This window comes from Amycolatopsis camponoti (genome assembly GCF_902497555.1).
In the GTDB taxonomy this organism is placed as follows: domain Bacteria; phylum Actinomycetota; class Actinomycetes; order Mycobacteriales; family Pseudonocardiaceae; genus Amycolatopsis; species Amycolatopsis camponoti.
Window position 1 is genome coordinate 3,062,080 of sequence record NZ_CABVGP010000001.1, and the last position, 20,083, is coordinate 3,082,162.

Annotated in this window: 19 protein-coding genes; 14 read left to right on the top strand and 5 right to left on the bottom strand. The window is 72.0% G+C overall.

Translation table 11 applies throughout. The annotated features are described in order from the left end of the window. The first annotated feature begins 89 nt into the window (after positions 1-89). From AA23TX_RS14545 to AA23TX_RS14555, 3 genes are read left to right on the top strand one after another with little or no spacing between them, the layout of a single operon-like run. Positions 90-1,529, top strand: coding sequence for an FAD-dependent oxidoreductase (locus tag AA23TX_RS14545; protein WP_155543053.1), 1,440 nt, complete (start codon positions 90-92; stop codon positions 1,527-1,529). After that, positions 1,526-2,560 carry a hypothetical protein gene (locus tag AA23TX_RS14550; RefSeq protein WP_155543054.1) on the top strand — a complete coding sequence of 345 codons (1,035 nt, stop codon included), beginning with the start codon at positions 1,526-1,528 and terminating at the stop codon, positions 2,558-2,560. Before AA23TX_RS14545 ends, AA23TX_RS14550 begins: the two co-directional genes overlap by 4 nt. 28 nt (positions 2,561-2,588) lie before the next feature. Beyond that, a complete protein-coding gene (locus AA23TX_RS14555; protein WP_155543055.1) occupies positions 2,589-3,188 on the top strand; it encodes a TetR/AcrR family transcriptional regulator in 600 nt (199 codons plus the stop codon). Positions 3,189-3,192: 4 nt separating this feature from the next. Here AA23TX_RS14555 and AA23TX_RS14560 read toward each other — a convergent pair whose 3' ends face one another. Further along, positions 3,193-4,107 (bottom strand): SDR family oxidoreductase, encoded by a 915-nt coding sequence (locus tag AA23TX_RS14560; RefSeq protein WP_155543056.1) that lies wholly within the window; start codon positions 4,105-4,107, stop codon positions 3,193-3,195. A gap of 96 nt (positions 4,108-4,203) precedes the next feature. Between AA23TX_RS14560 and AA23TX_RS14565 the strand changes: the two genes are divergently transcribed. Then, the gene (locus AA23TX_RS14565; protein WP_155543057.1) at positions 4,204-4,884 is read left to right on the top strand and encodes a TetR/AcrR family transcriptional regulator; all 681 of its coding nucleotides are present in this window, start codon (positions 4,204-4,206) and stop codon (positions 4,882-4,884) included. 24 nt (positions 4,885-4,908) lie between these two features. On the opposite strand, the gene AA23TX_RS14570 is transcribed toward AA23TX_RS14565, so the two are convergent. After that, on the bottom strand, positions 4,909-7,215 hold the full coding sequence (locus tag AA23TX_RS14570; RefSeq protein ID WP_155543058.1) for a hydantoinase B/oxoprolinase family protein: 2,307 nt from the start codon (positions 7,213-7,215) through the stop codon (positions 4,909-4,911). Next, positions 7,212-9,308, bottom strand: coding sequence for a hydantoinase/oxoprolinase family protein (locus AA23TX_RS14575; protein WP_155543059.1), 2,097 nt, complete (start codon positions 9,306-9,308; stop codon positions 7,212-7,214). Before AA23TX_RS14575 ends, AA23TX_RS14570 begins: the two co-directional genes overlap by 4 nt. Before the next feature lie 139 nt (positions 9,309-9,447). On the opposite strand from AA23TX_RS14575, the gene AA23TX_RS14580 reads away from it, so the two are divergent. The 7 genes from AA23TX_RS14580 (at position 9,448) to AA23TX_RS14610 (ending at position 16,230) form a co-directional block, all read left to right on the top strand. Next, positions 9,448-10,923, top strand: a complete 1,476-nt coding sequence (locus tag AA23TX_RS14580) for an FAD-dependent monooxygenase (protein WP_155543060.1) — start codon at positions 9,448-9,450, stop codon at positions 10,921-10,923. After that, entirely contained in the window at positions 10,920-12,566 is a 1,647-nt protein-coding gene (locus AA23TX_RS14585; RefSeq protein ID WP_155543061.1) for a (2,3-dihydroxybenzoyl)adenylate synthase, read from the top strand. The genes AA23TX_RS14580 and AA23TX_RS14585 overlap by 4 nt, the downstream gene beginning before the upstream one ends. Beyond that, positions 12,563-13,315 (top strand): maleate cis-trans isomerase family protein, encoded by a 753-nt coding sequence (locus AA23TX_RS14590; protein ID WP_155543062.1) that lies wholly within the window; start codon positions 12,563-12,565, stop codon positions 13,313-13,315. The genes AA23TX_RS14585 and AA23TX_RS14590 overlap by 4 nt, the downstream gene beginning before the upstream one ends. Continuing rightward, entirely contained in the window at positions 13,312-14,025 is a 714-nt protein-coding gene (locus AA23TX_RS14595) for a TetR/AcrR family transcriptional regulator (protein WP_155543063.1), read from the top strand. The genes AA23TX_RS14590 and AA23TX_RS14595 overlap by 4 nt, the downstream gene beginning before the upstream one ends. A gap of 86 nt (positions 14,026-14,111) precedes the next feature. Beyond that, the gene (locus AA23TX_RS14600) at positions 14,112-14,741 is read left to right on the top strand and encodes a VOC family protein (RefSeq protein WP_155543064.1); all 630 of its coding nucleotides are present in this window, start codon (positions 14,112-14,114) and stop codon (positions 14,739-14,741) included. Continuing rightward, a complete protein-coding gene (locus tag AA23TX_RS14605; RefSeq protein ID WP_155543065.1) occupies positions 14,738-14,986 on the top strand; it encodes a hypothetical protein in 249 nt (82 codons plus the stop codon). The genes AA23TX_RS14600 and AA23TX_RS14605 overlap by 4 nt, the downstream gene beginning before the upstream one ends. After that, positions 14,983-16,230: an alpha/beta fold hydrolase gene (locus tag AA23TX_RS14610; RefSeq protein WP_155543066.1), complete on the top strand. Its 1,248-nt coding sequence runs from the start codon at positions 14,983-14,985 to the stop codon at positions 16,228-16,230. Before AA23TX_RS14605 ends, AA23TX_RS14610 begins: the two co-directional genes overlap by 4 nt. Here the strand turns inward: AA23TX_RS14610 and AA23TX_RS14615 are convergent. Next, on the bottom strand, positions 16,192-16,611 hold the full coding sequence (locus AA23TX_RS14615) for a winged helix-turn-helix transcriptional regulator (protein ID WP_155543067.1): 420 nt from the start codon (positions 16,609-16,611) through the stop codon (positions 16,192-16,194). The genes AA23TX_RS14610 and AA23TX_RS14615 overlap by 39 nt on opposite strands. Positions 16,612-16,693: 82 nt before the next feature. Here AA23TX_RS14615 and AA23TX_RS14620 point away from each other — a divergent pair, with 82 nt between their 5' ends. The 3 genes from AA23TX_RS14620 to AA23TX_RS14630 all read left to right on the top strand — a co-directional run bounded on the left by AA23TX_RS14620 (position 16,694) and on the right by AA23TX_RS14630 (position 19,426). Further along, on the top strand, positions 16,694-17,866 hold the full coding sequence (locus AA23TX_RS14620) for an MFS transporter (protein WP_155543068.1): 1,173 nt from the start codon (positions 16,694-16,696) through the stop codon (positions 17,864-17,866). 64 nt (positions 17,867-17,930) lie between these two features. Beyond that, a complete protein-coding gene (locus AA23TX_RS14625) occupies positions 17,931-18,536 on the top strand; it encodes a hypothetical protein (RefSeq protein WP_155543069.1) in 606 nt (201 codons plus the stop codon). Between the two features lie 5 nt (positions 18,537-18,541). Then, positions 18,542-19,426 (top strand): hypothetical protein, encoded by an 885-nt coding sequence (locus tag AA23TX_RS14630; protein ID WP_155543070.1) that lies wholly within the window; start codon positions 18,542-18,544, stop codon positions 19,424-19,426. Positions 19,427-19,429: 3 nt separating this feature from the next. On the opposite strand, the gene AA23TX_RS14635 is transcribed toward AA23TX_RS14630, so the two are convergent. After that, positions 19,430-20,032 carry an RNA polymerase sigma factor gene (locus tag AA23TX_RS14635; protein ID WP_155543071.1) on the bottom strand — a complete coding sequence of 201 codons (603 nt, stop codon included), beginning with the start codon at positions 20,030-20,032 and terminating at the stop codon, positions 19,430-19,432. Between the last annotated feature and the right edge of the window lie 51 nt (positions 20,033-20,083).

A 20,083-nucleotide genomic window follows, 5' to 3' on the forward strand; every position in this document is an offset into this window, starting at 1 on the left:
GCGCCTCCGATCGGAGCCTTGACACTCACGCTCCCTCATTCATACATTCGTCGTCACTTTGTATGATTCGACGTGGGGAGTTGATCCGCATGCGGCTCGGCAAGACCGCCGTCGTCCTCGGCGGCAGCGCCGCCGGTCTGTGTTCCGCCGGTGCGCTCGCGCCGTACTTCGACCAGGTCGTCGTGCTCGAACGCGACGAGCTGCCCGCCGGAGCCGAGCACCGCCGCGGAGTGCCGCAGAGCAAGCACCCGCACTTCCTCCTCAATTCGGGCCGGCGCGCGATCGGGGCGCTGTTCGACGGCTTCGAGGACGACCTCATCGCCGCCGGTGGGCTGCACCTGATGCCGTCCATGGACGCCGCCTACCTCGACGGCGAAGGCTGGTCGGCCCGCAAACGCAGTGCCATGACCATGGTCTACAGCTCGCGGATCCTCATCGAACGCGTGCTGCGCGACAAGGTGCGCGAGCTGGCCAACGTCGTGATCCGCGAAGGCGCCGCGGTCACCGGCCTGACCACGCGGGACGGCCGGATCACCGGCGTCGACACCGACGGCGGCCATTTCGAGGCCGACCTCGTCGTGGACGCGATGGGCCGCGGCTCCTCCGTGAGCGCCTGGCTGGTGGCCGCGGGCTGGCCGGAGCCCGAGGTCCGCACGCTCGACGCCAAGGTCACCTACACCTCGCGCTGGTACGAGCTGCCGGCGCCGCGGCCCGCGACCTGGTGGTGGCGCCACCTGGTGATCATGCCGACGCCGGACAAGGGCGAGCACCCCGCCGAACACGAGTACCTGGTCAACTTCTTCCCGGTCGAAGGCAATCGGGTCATCGCCTGCATGGGGTCGTGGGGCCTGGAGATGCCGCGCACGACCGACGCGTTCGTCGAGACGGCCCGGCGCGTCCGGACGCCGATGTTCGCGGCCGCGATGGACCGGTGCGAACCCACCTCGGAAGTTCACCTGACCCGCTCGACGGGCAACAAGTGGCGGCGCTACGACCGCCTGCGCACCCCGCCGGAAGGGCTCGTCTTCGTCGGCGACGCGATCTGCGCGTTCAACCCGTTCTACGCCCAGGGCATCAGCTCTGCGGCGGGTTCGGCGCTGCTGCTGCGCGAACACCTCGACCGCGCACGAGGACTCGACGCGCGGTTCTCCGCGAAGTTCCTTGCCGCCCAACGGAAGCTGCTCGCCGTGCCGTGGAGCTTGGCGATGGCGCGGGACCAGGGTTACGAGTGCGCGGAGGGCACCGAGAAGCCACGCGAGTGGAAGCGGCGGATCCTCGCGGCCGTCTCCGCGCCCGCGTTCAGCCTCATCGTCGGCGCCGCCCGGGAGGACGACGTCGTCGACGAGCACTTCGCCAAGGTGTTCAACCTCGACGAGTCGCTGGGGGACATGCTGCGCAACCCCCGCGTGCTCGCCGGGCTCGTGCGCTACCGCTTCCTCGCGGCACTGGGACGGCACCGGGTCCCGTTCGACTTCGACGCCCAGGCCGAACCGCCCGCCACGGACTATTCGACGGCGACCGCGCGATGACCGCGGCGTGCGGGCCGGAGGCCGACGCCCTCACCCGCGGGCTCGGCTTCGACTGCCACGACGTCGCCCCGGTCGTCTCGGTCCGCTGGCCCTGGGCGCCCGCGCACTGGACGATGCCGCTGCTCGAACTGCTCATCGTCGGCGCGGCCGTCTTCGCGCTGGTCCACGCCGTCCGCCGGTACCGCGCGGGCGATCCGGTCAACCTGGCGCTGTGGTGGGCTTCGCTGGTCTACCTCTTCGTCACCGAGCCGCCGCTCTACTTCCCGGAGTGGTTCGGGCTCGACAAGCTGTACGGCTTCATCTTCGCCCACAACGAGTTCACCGTGCAGTTCATGGCGGATCGGCTGCCGCTCTACATCGTGGCGTTCTACCCGGCGTTCAGCCAGCTCGCCTACGAGGTCGTGCGGGCGCTCGGGATCTTCCGGGGAAGGGGCCCGCTCGCCGGCTCGGTGGCCGTCGCCTTCGTCTGTCAGGTGTTCTACGAGGTCTTCGACCAGCTCGGCCCGCGGCTGAAGTGGTGGGCGTGGAACCCGGGCAACCGGATCGTCAACCACCCGGCGCTGGCGTCGGTGCCGATGACGAGCATGCTGCTGTTCGCGTCCGTCTCGTTCGGTGCCCTGACCTACCTGGTCTCGCGGCTGGCCGGCGGCCCCCACCGCGGCTGGTCGCTGGCCTGGCGCACGGTGGTGGCCGGGGTGCTGACCCCGCCGACGATGGCGATCGCGGGCATCCCGTCGAGCCTTTTCGACGGCGACACCGCCGTGCAGGCCTGGATCCTCGGCGTCGAGCTGGCCCTGGTCTGGATCGCGGGTGCCTGGATCATCGCCACCGGCCGGGCGGACCGCCCGCCGCCGTCCGCCTTCGCGCGGGTCTACCCGGCCGCCTACCTGGGTGTGCTGGCGGTGTTCTGGCTGATCGCGGACGGCGACGGCCCGGCCGGGAGCGTTCCCTACGTGCTCGCGTGCTTCGCCGCGGCCGGGCTCGTGCTGGTCGCGCTGTACCGGAACGAGCGGGCCCCTGCTCCCGGCTGACGCCGTCCGGTCGGGGAAGATGAGGCGCATGGGGCACCACGGCTGGCGGGGCAACCCACCCGGCACCGAAGACGAGGCACGCCGCCGGATCGTCGACGCGGCGACGGCGTGCCTCGACCGCGCCGGCCTCGCCAAGACCAGCCTCTCCGACGTCGCCGCCGAGGCCGGGGTGACGCGGCAGACCGTCTACCGCTACTTCCCGAGCCTCAACGACATCCTGCGCGCGGTCGCCCTGGCCGGCGTCGAGGAGTTCGCCGGGCGGATGGAGCGCCACCTGGCGTCGTTCGGCAGCCCGGTCGAGGTCGCCGTGGAGTCCGTGGTGTTCGCGGTCCGGACGCTGCCCGGCGAGCCCCACCTGGGTCTGCTCCTGCAGGCGGGCGAAGCCGATTTCTTCACTGTCGGGGTGATCTCGCCGCTGGCTTTCTCCTACGGCGCAAGGATTCTCCGGAACGTCCCGGTGGACTGGACCGCCGTCGGTGTCCGCACCGATGAGGACTTCGAGGGGCTGGCGGAAGTCCTCATGCGCCTGTTCCTGTCGTACCTGCAGTACCCCTCGACGCCGGCGCTGACCGACGACGGGATCCGCGTGCTCGTCCGCCGCTGGATCGGACCGGCGCTGCGCGGGTGACCGGTCAGGCGTGGGCGGGCAGCGAGACGCCGGTGAGGCGTTCGGATTCCGTCCACAGCCGCTCGGCGACCGCCTTGTCGAGCGCGCGTCGCGTCGGCTTGGCGGTCTTGACCGGGCCGACGAGTCCCCAGCGGGGTCCGTAGTAGCCGCCCGGCGTCGCGTCCGGGCTGGTCGCCGCGTACAGCAGGGGCTCCGCGCCGCGCTCGACCCCTTGCGACGGCACGAGCTTGAACGCCAGCGAGGTGAGCGGGCCGGGGCCGCGGCCGTCCAGGCCCGGGCCGGCGGTCTGCAGGTTGGTGCGGGTGTAGCCGGGGTGGGCGCCGGTCGAGAGGAGCGGCCAGCCGCGCTCGGCCGCGATGTCCGAGAGCCGGAGCGTCAGCATCAGGTCGGCCAGCTTCGACTGGGCGTAGGCGCCGTTCGGGCGGTAGCCGCGTTCCCACTGCAGGTCGTCGAAATCGATCCGGCCGGTGGTGGCCACGCCGCTGCTCATCGTCGCCACCCGGGAGGACGGCGCGGCCAGCAGCAGCGGAAGCAGGCGCACGGTCAGCGCGAACGGGCCCAGGTAGTTGCTGCCCATCTGCAGCTCGAACCCGTCGACGGTCTCCAGCCGGCGGGGCGGGGTCATCACGCCGGCGTTGTTGACGAGCAGGTCCAGGGGGCGGCCGCCGTCGACCAGCCCGTCGGCGAACTCGCGGACCGACGCCAGGTCGGCCAGGTCGATCCGCCGGACCTCGACCCGGGCGCCGGGGTGCTCGGCGAGGATGTCGCGGCGGGCCCGGTCGCCTTTCTCGGGGGTGCGCACGGCGAGGATCACGTCGGCGCCGGCCGCGGCCAGGCGCCGGGCGGTTTCCTTGCCGGTCCCGCTGTTGGCGCCGGTCACGACGGCGAGCTTTCCGTGCTGGTCAGGAACCTGGTACATCGCACACCTCTCTAAGTACCGCTGGTACGTTACGACACCCACGATAACGTACTGGCGGTTCGTTGACAACGTACCGGGGGTACGTAAGATGGGGAGGTGAACTTCAAGCGCGCCCGCACCGACGAGCAGCGCGCCGAGCGGCGGCGCGCGATCCTGGCCACGGCCGACGAGATGCTGACCGAGATGCCGGTCGCCAAGCTGAGTTTCAACGAGCTGAGCCGCCGGGTCTGCCTGGCCAAGGCGAACATCGTCCGGTACGTCGAGTCGCGGGAGGCGGTCCTGCTGGAGCTGCTGGACGGGCACCTGCGCGACTGGATCGCCGAGCTGTCCGGTTCGGCGCCGGCCGAAGGCACCCCCCGCGAGCGCGGCGACGCTCTGGCGGCCGAGCTGGCCGAGTCACTGGCCCGGCGGCCGGTGCTGTGCGACCTGATCAGCTCCCAGGCGACGGTCCTGGAGCACAACGTCTCCACCGAGACGGCGATCGAGCACAAGCACGCGCTCTTCGGCGCCATGGAGTCGCTGATCGCGGTGATCCGCCGCCACCTGCCCGAGTTCGGCGAGCGCGAGGCGTACGACCTGGTGGCCACGGCCACCCTCGTGACGGCGGCGGCGTGGCCGCACAGCCGGCCATCGGAGGCGATGAAGGCGGCCTACGAGCGCGACCCGGCGGTGGCGGCCATGCGGGTCGATTTCACCGAGCTGGTCGGGCGGACGCTGGCGGTGACGATTTCGGGGTTGCTGGCCCGCGAACACGACCGGCCCGCCATGCCCCGATAAGGGCTCGGCGGGCCGGCCGACCGCTCAGACGGCCGCCGCCGTGGTGCGATGCCCGAGAGCCCGCAGGGAGTTCGGGTGGTCCGCCGGGACGACGCCCGAGTACACCGCCGTCCAGCAGGAGGGGCAGCAGTACTGGCGGAACACCACCGGGGCGTCCACGTAGTCGGCCGCCGTCGCGATGATCTGGGGGCCGGCCTCCGTGGGTGGGCCCTCGTGCACCGCCACCGCCGGTTCGCCGTCCGCCGTGCGGAGGTGCTCGCCGCAGTGGCCGCAGGCCAGGCCGCCGTCCGCGGGCTCGACCAGGTTGTCGTCGAGACGGCGGGCGCCGGCCAGGCTCGTCTTGCCCAGTGGCTTCTCCGGCACCGCCGAGCGTGAGCGCCGTACTGCACGCTGCCGGGACCGCTCGGCCGTCGTCGCGGCCGTGTCCACGACCCCTTCGCGGACGACGACGCCGTAGACGTCGACAGCCGCCGCGGGGCTGATCTTGGCCTCCCGCAGGTCCCGGAGAACGGCGGCCGGATCCCGAGTGAGGGGGTCGCCGTAGCCGCCCCCACCCTGCCACGTCATCGCGAACACCTCGCCGGGCGCGAGGTAGCTCGACGCGTAGTTCTGCCCGGGCTCCAGAGACGAGCCCAGCTCGTCCATTGTGGATGGCATCCGCCCGGACGCCAGCAGCGAGGCCACCGGGCTCTGCCGGGCCACGACGTCCAGGCCGCTGTTGCCCGGGTGACCGCCCGCCAGTCCGCCGTTCTGCGCGATCGCCTTGCCCGCCGACGCGAGCACGAGCCCCATCGGGACGCTCGTGCCGTGCGGGGTCATCGCGATCGACGCGCCGAGCCCGCCGCGGTGCCGCCCGGGGCCGCCGGAGTCGGGGACCTCACGCCGCCACAACGTCAGCACCGGGTAGAGGAACTCCGTCATCTCGACGTCGGGGACGCGGCCCATCGGGATGCAGAACAGGCCGCCGGTGTCGATGCCGTCCGCGTCCGGGCGCGCGCCGTAGCCGCCGGCCATCGGCTCCATGATGATGCTGAGGAACGGCGCCGGCGCCTCGCCGCGTTCGTCCAGCCCGGCGATCACCGCGGTGTCCCACGTCCCGCAGCACGTCGCCTGGACGCTCTTGCCCAGCGAAACGTCCCGGTCGAGCATCTGCGCGAGGCATTCGGCGATGAGGTTGCCGGTGAGCCAGGCCGGGCCGATCGGGCCGCGGCCGACCGCCGCCGGGAACGTCGCGTTGTTGAGCGTCCCCTCCTCGGTGACGAGGTCGAAGCAGCGCATCAGCCCGCCCGCCGACCACGGGATGTCCCCGGCCAGGATCGGCAGCAGCGCGAGCATCACGCCGCCGCGCATGCCGGCGTACGTGCAGTTGATGACGCCGGCCTGGGGGTCGGTGCCGGTGAAGTCGAACGTGAGGTGGTCACCCGTCTTGGTGGTGGTGACGGTGATCTTGTGCAGGCCGCGGTCGCCTTCGTGGGACTGGTCCTGGTAGCCGGTCGCCGACCAGGAGCCGTCCGGCAGTGCGGAAAGCTTGTCCCGCAGGCGGCTTTCGGCGTCGGACATCATCCGCTTCATGACGGCCTTGACGGTGTCGGGGCCGTACTGCTCGATCAGCGCGTGCAGGCGTTCGGCGCCGACGTTGTTCGCGCCGATCTTCGCGCGCAGGTCGAGCCCGACGAGCATCGGCACGCGCGAGCGGCGGACCCAGAGGTCGGCGACGTCGCGCTGCAGCCGCCCGTCGCGGACCACCTTCACCGGCGGGGTCGGGAGCGACTCGGAGAAGACGTCTTCGGCGGCGGGGGAGAAGGAGCCGAGCCCGACGCCGCCGAGGTCCGGCTGGTGGGCGATGGCACTGGTCCACGCGAAGAGCTTGCCCTCGTGGAACACCGGCTGGTAGACGATCACGTCGTTCTGGTGCAGCCCGCCGCCGACCCACGGGTCGTTGCAGAGGAACATGTCGCCGGCCTCGATGCCCGGGTTGGCCGCGCGGTTGCGCAGCGTCCAGTAGATCGCGAGGTCGACCGCGCCGACGAGCATCGTGTTGTAGAGCCCGACCTGCACCTCCTGGCCGAGCTCGTCGGAGATGGCGAAGTCGAAGTCGTTGGCGTCGGTGACGATCGGCGAGCCGGACATGCGCTTGAGCGCCTCGCCCATCTCGTCGGTGACCGACCACAGCCGGTGCCGGATGACCTCGTAGGTCAGCGGGTCGAGGGCGTCGACCTGGTCCTGCGTGACACTGTGGACGTCCAAAGTGGACGGTAGCGAGCGCCGCAGCTCACCGAGGTCGACGGGCCGGCTCGAGAACTGCTCCGAACCCGGAATGGGCATGCTCATGCGGCGCTCCTGATCGTGAGGTTGCCGAGGTGGTCGACGGTGCCGGTGGAGCCGGCGGGGACCACGACGGTGGTGGTCGGGACCTCGACGATGGCGGGGCCGGTCAGCACGTGGCCGTTGCGGAGCTCGCCGTAGTCGTAGACGGCGGTGTCTACGTACCCGAGAGCGGCGTCGAGGCACACGAGCCTCGTGCCGGCCGGTGCTGCGGGTGAGTCCGCGGCCGGCACTTCGGGCAGCCGCGGGCTGAACGGCAGGACGCCGACGCCGCGGACCCGGAACGTGATGGCCTGGATCCCGGCTTCGCGGAACCCGGCGTCCTTGCCGTACAGCGCCGCGTAACGCTCTTCGAAGCCGGTCGCGGCTTCCTCGATCGCCGCCATGTCAAGAGGTCCCTCGACGACCGGCGTCGTGACTTCGGCGAGCTGCATCGAGTACCGCATGTCGATTTCTCGGTACAGCTCGACCTTCTCGAACTTCAGGCCCTGGCGGTCCAGCCCTTCGCGGACGCGCTCTTCCAGCCGGTCGAAGTTGCGCTCGGCGCGGTGCGGGTCGAAGGGGACGTTCACCGGGTCGGACAGCTCGGCGGCGAGGACGATGTCCGACGACGCGAGCCCGAACGCCGAGAACGCCGACGCGACCGGCCCGAGCGGGACGACGACCTCGGTGCACCCGACTTCGGCCGCGTAGCCCGCGCAGTGCGCCGGGCCGGCGCCGCCGAACGCGTAGAGCACGAACCCGCGCGGGTCGTGCCCGGCTTCGACGACGGTCTTGCGCAGCAGGTCGCCGGTCTGGGCGTTCTGCACGGTGTAGATCGCGGCCGCGGCTTCCTCGACGGTGAGGCCGAGCGGCTTCGCGATGTGCGTGTCGATCGCTTCGCGGGCCAGCTCCAGCGACAGTGGCCTGCGGCCGCCGAGCAGCCCGCGTTCCGGCAGGATGCCGAGCACCAGGTTGGCGTCGGTGTTGGTCGGCTCGGTGCCGCCGTTGCCGTAGCACGCCGGGCCGGGAACCGCCTGGGCGCTGTGCGGGCCGATGCGCAGGTTGCCGCCGGCGTCGAGCCAGGCGATCGCGCCGCCGCCGGAGCCGATCGCGTCGACCCGCAGGGTGGGGACATTGATCGGGTGGTGGTTGATGACGGTCGTGGTGTCGCGGACCGGTTCGCCGTCGACGACCAGGCCGGCCAGGAACGTGGTGCCGCCGACGTCGGTGGAGATGATGTCCTTGTGCCCGAGCTGCCGGCCGAGCGCGACCGAGCCGATCACGCCGCCGGTGAGCACGGACCCGACGGTGCTGATCGCCGCGGCCGGCGCCTCCCGGGCCGCGACCGCGCCGCCGTTGCTCTGCATCACCAGCAGCGGCCCGGAAAGCCGGTTCTCGCGCAGGGTGTCTTCCAGCGTGGTCAGGTAGTCGCGCAGGCCGGGGCCGATCTGCGTGCTCATGATCGTGGTGGCGTTGCGGGCGAACTCGCGGATGCGCGGGCTCACCTCCGACGACAGCGCGACGAAGACGTCCGGGTCCTCTTCGAGGATCAGTTCACGGATCCGCTGTTCGTGCACCGGGTTGCGGAACGACCACAGCAGCGAGACGGCGATCGCGCGGACCCCGTCGGCGAGCAGCGCGCGGATCGTGGCGCGGGTTTCGTCCTCGTCGAGCCGGACGACGACGGCGCCGTCGCGGTCGACCCGCTCGGTCACCTCGAGGGCGAGCCGTTTCGGCAGGAGCCCGTGGTCTTTCTTCTGTGCCAGCACGTTCTGCAGCTCGTGCGGCGAGCGCCCGAGGTAGCGGCCCTCGACGTTCATGATGAAGATCGAGTCGCGATGGCCCTTGGTGGTGAGGAACCCGACCGGCGGCACGTTGCCCGTCACCAGCGCGTTGAGCGAAGACGTCGTCCCGTGGGCGATGTGGTGGGTCTCGGCCAGCATCTCCGGCAGGGTCCTGCCGAGCTGCTCGGCCAGCAGTCCGAGCACGTCGAGCACGCCCCGGGAGTAGTCGGGCGGGGTCGAGGGAGACTTCGCGGCGAGCACGGTCCCGGCGTCGTCGTCGAGAACGGCGTCCGTGAACGTGCCGCCCACGTCCACGCCGATGACATAGGCCATGACTCACGCTCCTTTGCGCAGGTTGAGCTACTAACTATGGCGTAGACTATTCAACGCATGTGACAAGAGTCAACCCTCTTGACGGTCGCTCGTCGATAACGTCAAATAGTCGACGAACTTGTCAAACAAGGAGGTCGGGATGCAGCCACGTCGGGTCGCGGTGCTGGGCGGAGGGCCCGGAGGGCTCTACGCCGCGCGACTGCTCAAGCTCGCGTTTCCGTCCTGCGAAGTCGCCGTGCACGAGCAGGGGGAGCCGGACACCACCTTCGGGTTCGGCGTCGGGCTGGCCGCGGGCACCCAGCGCAAGCTGGCCGCCGCCGACCCCGACACCCTGCGCGACCTGGTCGCCGCGGGCTGCCGGCACGACATGACCCTGCGGGTCGGCGGCGAGGTCGCCCGGGTCCGCAACGACCGCCTGGTCGGGGTCGCCCGCACCGAGTTGCTGGCGATCCTGCAGCGCCACGCGGAGAAGGCCGGGGTGGAGCTGAACTTCGGGAGCCGCCGGTCGGTCGCCGACCTCGACGCCGATCTGGTGGTCGCCGCCGACGGCGTCGGCAGCGCGACCCGCGAGCAGGGCCCGTTCGGGGCCCGGATCGGCACCGGGCGGGGCCTGTACCTGTGGTGCGGGGCCGGCTTCGCGCTGGACGACGCCCTGTTCGAGCCGGTGCGGACCGAGCACGGCGTGTTCGTCACGCACGCCTACCCGTACGGCACCGGGCACAGCACGTTCCTCATCGAGACCGACGAAGCCACCTGGCGCCGGGCGGGTTTCGACCACGAGGTCGAGGACACCTCGTCGGACGAAGTGTCCCTGCGGTACCTGCAGGACGCGTTCGCCGAACCTCTGCGCGGGCACCGGCTGATCGGCAACCGCACGCGCTGGCTGCGGTTCCGGACCGTCCACTGTGCACGGTGGTCGGCCGGGAACACCGTCCTGCTGGGCGACGCCGCGCACACCGCGCACTTCTCCATCGGCTCCGGCACGAAGCTCGCCATGGAGGACGCGATCGGCCTGGTCGAGGCCCTCCGGATCGCCGGCGACCTCCCGAGCGCGTTCGCCGCCTACGAAACGGCCCGGCGCCCGGCCGTCGAGCGGCTGCAGGAACTCGCCCGGCGCAGCCGGTTGTGGTGGGAGTCGTTCCCGTCGCGGCTGCACCTGCCGGTCGAGCGGCTGATGGTCGCCTACATGACCCGCGCCGGGAACGTTCCCCTGGAACGCTTCGCGGCCACCAGTCCGGACCTCGTCGCGACCGCGCTCACCCAGTACGCCGGGACGGCCCCGCCCGCGGACGGGCTCGTCGACTGGGTCCTGGATCGAGCGCACCGGCCGCCCGCGGACCTGGTCACCATCGATGACGTGCTGGAGGATCCTTGGGACGAAGCTGGCGACGCGGTGGTGGCTCGCGCTCGTGCGGCGCGGGAGCGCGGGGCCGCCGGGTTCCGGTTCACCGGCCCGGGTGATCGCGGCGCCCTGCTCACCCGGCTGGACCTCGCCGAGCGCGTCCGGCTCGAAGCCGGTGGGATCGTGCTGGTGGAAGGACCCGCGGCGCTGCGGGACGACCTGGCCGCGGGCCTGGTCAGCGCCCGCACCGACCTGATCGAGGAGACCGCGTGAGCTGGGGTGACAAGGTCGTCGCCTACCCGGAAGCGGCCGTGCGCACCTACCGCGACGGCGGCCTGTGGGGCACCCGCACGATCGCCGACCGGCTGCACCGGATCGCGCTGGCGCACCCGGACCGCGACGCCGTCGTCGCGTTCGACGGCCGGGTCACCTTCCGCGAGCTGGACGAGCGCACCGACCTGCTGGCCGCCGGTCTCGCCGGGCTCGGCCTCGAACCGGGCGACCCCGTGCTCTTCCAGGCGGGCAACCGGCTCCCCACGGTTCTCGCCTGGTACGGCGTGCTCAAGGCGGGTCTGGTGCCCGTCTGCACTCTGGCGGCCCACCGCGGGCACGAGATCGGCGAGATCAGCCGCCGGGTGGGCGCGGTCGCGCACCTCGTCGAGACCGGCGGGTTCGACCTCGTCGGTTTCGCCGTCGAGCAGGGGGCCGGGCACCCGACCCTGCGGCACGTCCTGGTGCTCGGCGACGACCCGCGCGGCATCGCCGTCGACGGTCTCGGCCGGGACCTCGACGCGGGGGCCGCACGCAAGACCGTCGAGGAGATCCAGGCGCGCATCGGCCCGGACGACGTCGCGGTGTTCCAGCTCTCCGGCGGCACCACCGGCGTGCCCAAGGTGATCCCGCGGCTGCACGCCGAGTACTGGTACAACGCCCTGGCCTACGCGCAGTCGTGGGGCTGGACGCCGGAAACCCGCGTCGCCCACCTGATCCCGATCGTGCACAACGCCGGGATCGTCTGCGCGCTGCACGGGCCGCACAGCGTCGGCGCGGCGCTGATCCTCGGCACCGCCGACCTGGACGTGTCGCTCCCGTTGCTGGCGCGCGAAGCCGCGACGCACCTCCTGCTGGGACACGGGCACTTCCGGGCCGTCGGGCACCCGGCGTTCCCCGCCGCGGCGGCCGCGCTGACCCAGATCGTCCTGTCCGGCACCAAGGTCCCGCCCGCGCTGTTCGACGACCTCGAGCGGCGCGGCCTGTGGTCGGCGCAGCTGTTCGGCATGGGGGAGGGCCTGTTCCTCACCACCCGGCCCGGCGCGCCCCGGACCGCGCGGGCCACGACCGTCGGCACCCCACTGTCCGAACTGGACGAAGTCCGCGTCCTCGAACCGGGCACCGAAGACGAGGTCCCGGACGGCGAGATCGGCGAACTGTGCTGCCGCGGCCCGTACACGCTGCGCGGCTACTTCGACGCCGCCGAGCACAACGCGCGCGCGTTCACCACCGACGGCTTCTACCGCACCGGCGACCTCGCCGCGGTGCGCGTGCTCGACGGCGTGCGGTACGTCTCGATCGAAGGCCGCATCAAGGACGTCATCAACCGCGGCGGCGAGAAGATCAACGCCGAAGAGGTCGAGCTGCTCCTGCTGCGCCACCCGCTCGTGACCGCGGCCGCCGTCGTGGCCATGCCCGACCCGCGGCTGGGGGAGCGCACGTGCGCGTTCGTGGCCGGCGGGCCGCTGGACCTGCCCGAGGTCCAGCGGCACTTCGCCGAGCTGGGCGTGGCGAAGTTCAAGTGGCCGGAGCGCGTCGAAATCGTCCCCGAAATCCCCCGCACCCTCGTCGGAAAACTGGACAAGAAGCGGCTGCAGGCGGAGATCGCCGCGAAGCTCGCCATCGAACAAGGAGAAGCCCCGTGACCCCGCACCGGATCGGCCTCGTCGTCCCCAGCTCGAACGTCACCGTCGAGACGGAGATCCCGGCGCTGCTCGCCCGCCACCCTTCCGCGGTGTTTTCCTTCCACAGCAGCCGGATGCGCATGCACCAGGTGTCGCCGGAGGAGCTGCGCGCGATGAACGCGCAACGCGAACGCTGCGTCGACGAGCTGGCCGACGCGGGGGTCGACGCGCTGCTCTACGCGTGTCTCGTCGCGGTGATGGCGCAGGGCGCGGGGGAGCACGAGCGCACGGAGAAGGCCGTCACCGAGCAGCTGGCGGCTCGCGACGCGCACCCGGCCGTCCTGTCCAGCGCGGGGGCGCTCGTCGAGGGACTGCGTGCGCTCGGTGCCCGGCGGATCGCCCTCGTGACGCCGTACCTGCGTCCGCTGGCCGAGGAAGTGGTCGCCTACCTGCGGGCCGAGGGCTTCGACGTCGTGGATTGGGCCGCTTTGGAGGTCGGGGACAACGCGGAGGTCGGGTGCATCCCCGGCGCGCGCGTCCTGGCCGCCGCCCGTGGCCTGGACCTCGCCCAGGCGGACGCCCTGGTGATCTCCGCCTGCGTCCAGATGCCCTCGCTGGACCTGGTCGAGCCCGCCGAGACCGAGTTCGGGCTGCCGGTGCTGTCGGCCGCCACGGCCGGCGCGTACGCGCTCTTGCGGAGCTTGAACCTCGCGCCGCGGCTGCCGGGAGCCGGGCGGCTGCTCGCGGGACCTCTACCATCACGAGGATGAGCGGCAGCACACCGCGGGGCGGGTCCCGCGAAAAGGCGACCACCGCGCGGCGGGAACTGGTGGAGAACGAGCTCTACGAGCACGCCACCCGGCTCTTCGCCGAGCGCGGCTTCGCCGGCACGAGCCTGCAGGACATCGCCGACGCTCTGGGCATCACGCGGCCCGCGCTCTACTACTACGTCAAGAGCAAGGAAGAGCTGCTCGCCAAGCTCGTCACCGAGGTCACCAACGGGCCCCTGGAAGAGCTGACCGAGCTGGTGGCGCGCGACCTCGACCCGGTGGCGAAGCTGCGCGGCATCGTGGAGATCATCGTCGGGCGCCGCGTCCGGCAGCCCGAGCGCTTCCGGCTCCTCATCCGGTCGGAGGCCGAGCTGCCCGCGGCGCTCACCGAGGCCTACGACGAGGGCCGCCGCGCCGTGCTCAAGACGATCGCCGGAGTCATCGAGGACGGCGTGCGCGTGGGCCGGTTCCGGCCGGTCGACGCCCGCGTCGCGGCGCTGGGCGTGCTCGGCATGTGCAACTGGGTGGCGTGGTGGTACCACCCCGGCGGCCGCGACACCGCCGAAGTGGTCGTCGAGCAGCTCGCGGACATGGCCGTCGGGGCGTTGCAGCGCGCCGACCAGCACGTTCTCGACGGCGAAGGGCCGGCGGCGGCGTTGAAGATGCTGCGTCAGGACCTCGACCACCTGGAGCGCATCCTCGACGTCTGAGTGGTATTCGGCACAGACGTCAGAATATTGACTCAAGCGTTGACACCCGCGTAGCGTGAAGCTCACGACAACGCGGGAGGTATGTCATGACCGAGCTGGACCACCGGGTGCGGGGCGTCGACCACGTCGCCTTCCCCACCTTCGACCCCGCCGGCACGGTGCGCTTCTACCGGGACGTGCTGGGGTTCCCGGTCGTGCACTCGATCTGCGCGGCCGGCTGGGGCCCGGAGAACCACCCCGACTTCATCCACTTCTTCTTCGACATCGGCAACGACGACCGGATCGCGTTCTTCTACTACTTCGGTGCCGAGCCCGGCGTCGGCGGCGCGCCCGGCGCCAAGGGCGACGTCTACGCGCGGTTCGCCGAGGACGTCCCGGAGTACTTCGTGCGGTCGCGGCACCTGGCGATCCACGTGAACGACGAAGCGGACCTGCTGGAGTACCGGCGACGGCTCGACGCGAGCGACTGGCCGGTCGAGATGCAGATCCAGCACGAGACCATCGAGTCGATCTACACCCACGACCCGAACGGCTACATGTTCGAGATCACCCGCGCGATGCGGCCGGTGACGCCCCAGGAGGACCTGGACGCGAACCTGACCATCGACGCGCTGCTCGACGTCGTCGCCGAACCGGCGCCGACGTTCGGGAAGCTGTTGGCGCGCAAGGCGGAGCTGATCGTCGAGCACGCGGCGGACTGGGAGCCCGCGCGATGACGACGTGGTACGTCCTCGACGTCCCGGAGAACACCGCGATCGCCAAGATCGCCGCCGAAGACCCCGCCGTCACGGTCGGCCGGATCGGGCCGTACTTCGAGATCAGTGCGCCGGGGCCGATCGTGGTCGACCGGCGCGCGACCGGCTGCCGCCACGCCGTCTGGTACTCGTGCATCGCCGGCGTCGCCCGCGGCAGCCGGATCACCCAGCACGACAAGGACGCGCTGCGCGTGGAGCCGGTGTGAGCGAGCGGCTGGGCGCCGGCCGGTACGTCGTCGCGGGGGAGCGGCCGGCCTCCACCCCGCACGAGCTGACCACCGCCGACGGCGCGACCGTGCGGGGCATACTGTCCACTGTGGCCGGTGCCACCACCGTCGTGACCCTGATGCACCCGCGCCAGGACCTGACGCACCACCCGCTCGTCCCGCTGCTGCTGCGGGCCGGGGTCGCGGTGTGGACGCAGCACACGCGCTCGGTCAACAACGACCTGAACCTGGTCCACGAACAGGCGTTGCACGACGTCGCCGCCGGGCAGGTCTTCCTGCGGCGGCGGGGTTTCGACTCCCGGGTGCTGCTGGGTCACTCGGGCGGTGGCACGCTCTTCGCGTACTACTGCGAGCAGGCCGCCCGCCCGGACCGCGTCGAAACCACGCCCGGCGGACGGCCGACCCGGCTGGCCGAGGCGGAGATGCCGGTGCCGGACGGTGTCGTCTTCCTGGCGCCGCACCCCGGTCAAGGCCGGCTCCTGCTGGCCTGCATCGACCCGTCGGTGGCCGACGAGACGGACCCGATGTCGGTGGTCCCGGAACTCGACCCCTACTCCCCGGCCAACGGCTTCGCCGAGCCGCCCGGAAGTTCCTCCTACACCGAGCAATTCCTCGGCCGCTACCGCGCGGCGCAGCGCGACCGCGTCGCCCGCATCGACGCGGTCGCCCGCGCTTGCCTGGCCGGTACCGCGGCCGCGCGGAAGGCGTTCAAGGCGGGCGGCCGGGCCGAAGATCGCCGCCGTTCGCTGGCTCCCCGCGTCATCACGGTGTTCCGCACCGACGCCGACCCGCGCACGGTCGACCTCTCGCTGGATCCGAGCGAGCGCCCGTACGGCTCGTTGTTCGGCAAGCGTCCCGACCTCATCGACTACGGCCTGGTCGGCTTCGGCCGCCTCTCCACGCCCGAAGCGTGGCTGTCGACGTGGTCCGGTCTGAGCTCCCGCGCCGACTTCGTCCGCTGCGCCCCGGGCGTCACGGTTCCGACGCTGTTCGTCGAGCTGACCGGCGACCAGGCGGCCTTCCCGGCGGACTCCCGGCGCATGATCGAATCCCTCGGCGCTTCCGACCTGACGACGGCGACGGTCCGCGGCCTCCACTTCGGCGGCGCCATCGCGGACGGCGAGCCGACGGGCAACGAGCTGGCCGCCGCCGAGATCACCGAGTGGCTCGGCAAGCGCTTCGGCTCACTTCCGCACCGAGGTCGTGCCGCTGGTCAGGGGTGACCCGTCCGGGCCCGTGGGGATGACGGGCGGGACGACGGCGCCGTGCTCGTCGACCAGGACCGAATGCGCTTCGCCCGCCTCGAAAGCGTGCCGCTCACCCCACTGGCGCAGCGTGACGATCACGGCGAAGAGGTCCTGGCCGGCGGCGGTGAGCGCGTACTGCTGGCGTTTGCCCGACGGGGCTTCGACCTGGGTCAGCAAGCCGTTCGCGGTCAGCTTGCGGAGCCGGTCGGCGAGGATGTTGCGGGCGATGCCGGTGCGCTGCTGGAAGTCGGTGAACGAGCGCGCGCCGTCCATCGCGTCCCGGACGATCAGCAGGCTCCACCGATCGCCGATCAGGTCCACCGTCCGCGCGACCGGGCAGGTCGGGTCCGTCCACATCACCGCTCCACTGAGTTGCGTAATGAAACCATTCTGACCTACTCTCCGAAGAGTTGCAAATCGCAACCAATCGGGAGGCGTAGTGGGTCGCGGGACGAGACTGCTGCTGGCGGTGGTGTGCGGCGTCGCGGTCGCCGGCGTCTACGCCGGGCAACCGGTCCTGGGTCCGATGGGGGACGCGCTGGGCGTTCCGCGCGGCTCGGCCGGCTGGTTCGTGGCGGTGGGTCAGCTGGGCTACCTGGCCGGGCTGGTCCTGCTGGTGCCCCTGGGCGACCGCCTCGACCGCCGTCGCCTGATCGCCGGGCACCTGGGTCTGGTGGCGGTGGGCTCGGCGATCACCGCGACGGCGCCGGTCGCCTGGCCGGCGTTCGGCGGCCTCGCGATCGCGGGGATGTTCGCGGTGGTGGTACAGACGACGGTCGCGTACACAGCGTCGCTCTCGCCACCGGCCGAGCGAGGACGCGACCTCGGCATCGTGACGTCCGGGGTGGTGGCCGGCATCCTCGGCGCGCGGGTCGTCACGGGGACGTTGGCGGACCTGTGGGGGTGGCGCGGCAGCTACTTCGCCTTGGCCGGTCTCGCGGTGCTCCTCGGCGTGCTGTGCCTCGTCGCGCTGCCGGCGGACGTCCGGACCGTCGCCGAGCCCTACGGCCGGATCATCCGATCGTTCTTCGGGTTGTTCGCCCAGCCGCTGTTCCTCAGCCGTGGGCTGATCGCGTTCTTCCTGTTCGCGTCCTTCGGCACGCTCTGGAGCGGGTTGGCCCTCCCGTTGGCCGGCGAGCCGTGGCACCTGAGCGAAACGCAGATCGGGTTGTTCGGCCTCGCCGGGCTCGCGGGGGCGTGGGGAGCGGCCCGATCCGGCCGCTGGGGCGACGCCGGCCACGCGGGGCGGGTCACGGGCATCGCGCTGGCCCTGCTGCTCGGCTCGTGGGCGGCGCTCGGGCAGCTGGGCTGGTCGCTGGTGGTGCCGGTCGCCGGCGTGGTGGTGCTGGACTTCGCGGTACAGGTCGTGCACGTCGGCAACCAGCACATCCTGACGGCGGCGTTCGCCGGCCGCCCCAGCACCACGATCGGCGCGTACATGGTGTTCTACTCGCTGGGTTCGGCCTTCGGAGCGGCGGCGACCACGAAGCTGTTCGCCACGGCGGGGTGGCCGGGCTCGTCGATCTTGGGCGCGGCGCTGGCTTTCTGCGCCCTGGTCGTCTGGTTCACGACGCGAACCCGCGTTCCCGAAGAGGTGGTGGTCAACGCGTGATACGCCCGGCGCCGGGCGTATCACGGCGCTCTCCCGCGGCTCTGCACGGCGAGGAGGTGCCGCGATGAACCCGTTCCGCACCAGCAGTCTCGTCCTGATCGCCGTGCTCGCCGCCGGGTGCTCGGACCCCGCCGGTCCCGATACCGGGGGCTCGACCACCGGGGAGCCGACGACGATGTCGGCGCCGAGCACCGAGCCCACCGGCCCGGAGACGCCGAGATCCGGCGACGACGGTGTCGCGATTTCGCTCCCGCAGCTGCCGATCGGCGGGGGAGCGCGACCCGAGGGCGCCCAGGAGCAGTGCGTCACCGTCGGCTGGTTGTCCGACGTCTCGCTCGCTTCGGGCGTGAAGGTCACCGGAGTCGGCTTCGACAAGCGGGGTGTCTTCAGCGCCGGCGGCGGCTGCGGTGAGGAAGCCGCCTGCGTGGGGTTCACGTTCCACGCGAACGGCGACCAGTGCTCGGTCGCCGTGAGGGCGCTCGGGACCGGCGGTGCCACCCGGCTGACCCTCTCGGGCAAGGACCTCTGCTCGTGCCGGGACATCCGCGGCAAGGTCCAGCCGGGCTCGGTCCCCCTGACCCAGCCGTCGGGGCCCGGCGAGCCGGCGACTGACGAGACGGGGCCCGACCAGACGGACTCCCCGACGCCCGAAACCACGGCGACCGGGTGACTTCGGTGCCCGAGGCGGGTCCCGGCCGGTTCGAGCGCTTCGTCGACGCGGGCAAGGCCGTCATCCCGCCGCTGACCCTGCTCAGCGCGCTGTTGTTCTACTTCGGATACGTCTCCGCGCGGTCGCAGTACGAGTACTTCGGCGTCGATGTCGACACGATCGGGCTGGGCACGCAGGACTACATCATGCGCAGCCCGCAGCCGCTGCTCACGCCGCTGCTGGTGTTCGCCGCGGTCGGTGCCGGCGCGGTCGCGGTGCACGCGGCCGTCCGGCGGCGGATCGGGGACGCGGCCTCCGCCCGGCCGGCGACCCGGCTGGGCCGCGGCGGCCAGGCGGCCGGCCTGGTCGCGCTCGCCGCCGGGCTCCTGCTGCTGTCGGGGTACGCCTTCGTGCGCGACTGGCGGCTGTACGGGCTCGTGACCCCGGTGCTGATCGCCGTCGGCGGCACGCTGTTCCGGTACGGCTCGTTCGTCCGGCGGCTGGGCCGGCCGCCGGACGACGCCGCGTCGCCGCCGCTTCGCCGGGTGTCGGCCGCGCTCGTCTACGTCGCGATCGCCGTCAGCGCGTTCTGGACGACCGCGACTGTCGCGCAGTGGTCCGGCCGCGGGCTCGCGATGTACGAGGCGAGCCGCCTGGACAAGCTGCCCAGCGTCATCCTCGACACCAAGGAAAGCCTCTTCCTCCGGAGCCCCGGCATCCAGGAGACCAAGCTGCCGTCCGTCGACGGGCAGACCTTCCACTACCGCTACCGGAACCTGCGCCTGCTGATCCACGGCAAGGACCGGATGTTCCTGGTGGCCGACCGGTGGTCGGCGAGCGGCGCCACGGTCGTCGTGCCGCTCGACGGCTCGGTGCGCGTCCAGTTCCTGTTCCAGAACCAGCACCCGTGAGTATCAAGCGGCCCCCCGCTCGCTCCGGAGAGCATGACCACCGCAGTCGTACGGTTCGTCGGCGAGCAGCGCCGCGATCGCCGGCATGCGCCGCACCCGGGCCAGGCACCGCGCCCGCGACGGGCCGATCGAGCCGACCGGGATGCCGAGCGTTTCGCTGATCTCCCGGTAGGACTTGGGCGGGTCGCAGAACAGCAGCGCCAGCAGCTCCCGGTCGCGCACGGGCAGCCGGGCGAACGCGCTGCGGGCGGCGGCGCGGCGTTCGGCCCCGATCAGCCCGGCGTCGAACTGCGGCTCGGACAGCTCGCCGAGCAGCGGGTCGTCGGTCGGGACCTGCCGGTTCCGGTGCCGCAGCAGCCGCAGGCATTCGTGCCGGGTGGTGGTGCGCAGCCAGCCGGGCAGCGCCTCCGGTTCGCGCAGCCGCGGCAGGTTCACGACCAGCCGGAGCCACACCGCCCCACTGATGTCCTGCGCGTCGGCATTGGCGATCCGATACTGCGCGCACACCGACAAGACCAGCGAAGAATATCGGTCGACGATATCCCGCCAAGCCCATTCGGCACCTCGGGCGGCATTTTCCAGCAATGGCACCGGCGAGTCGTGCATGGCCCCTCCTCGGACTGGGATGTTCCCGGGTTCACGATTTCGCCACGCCCT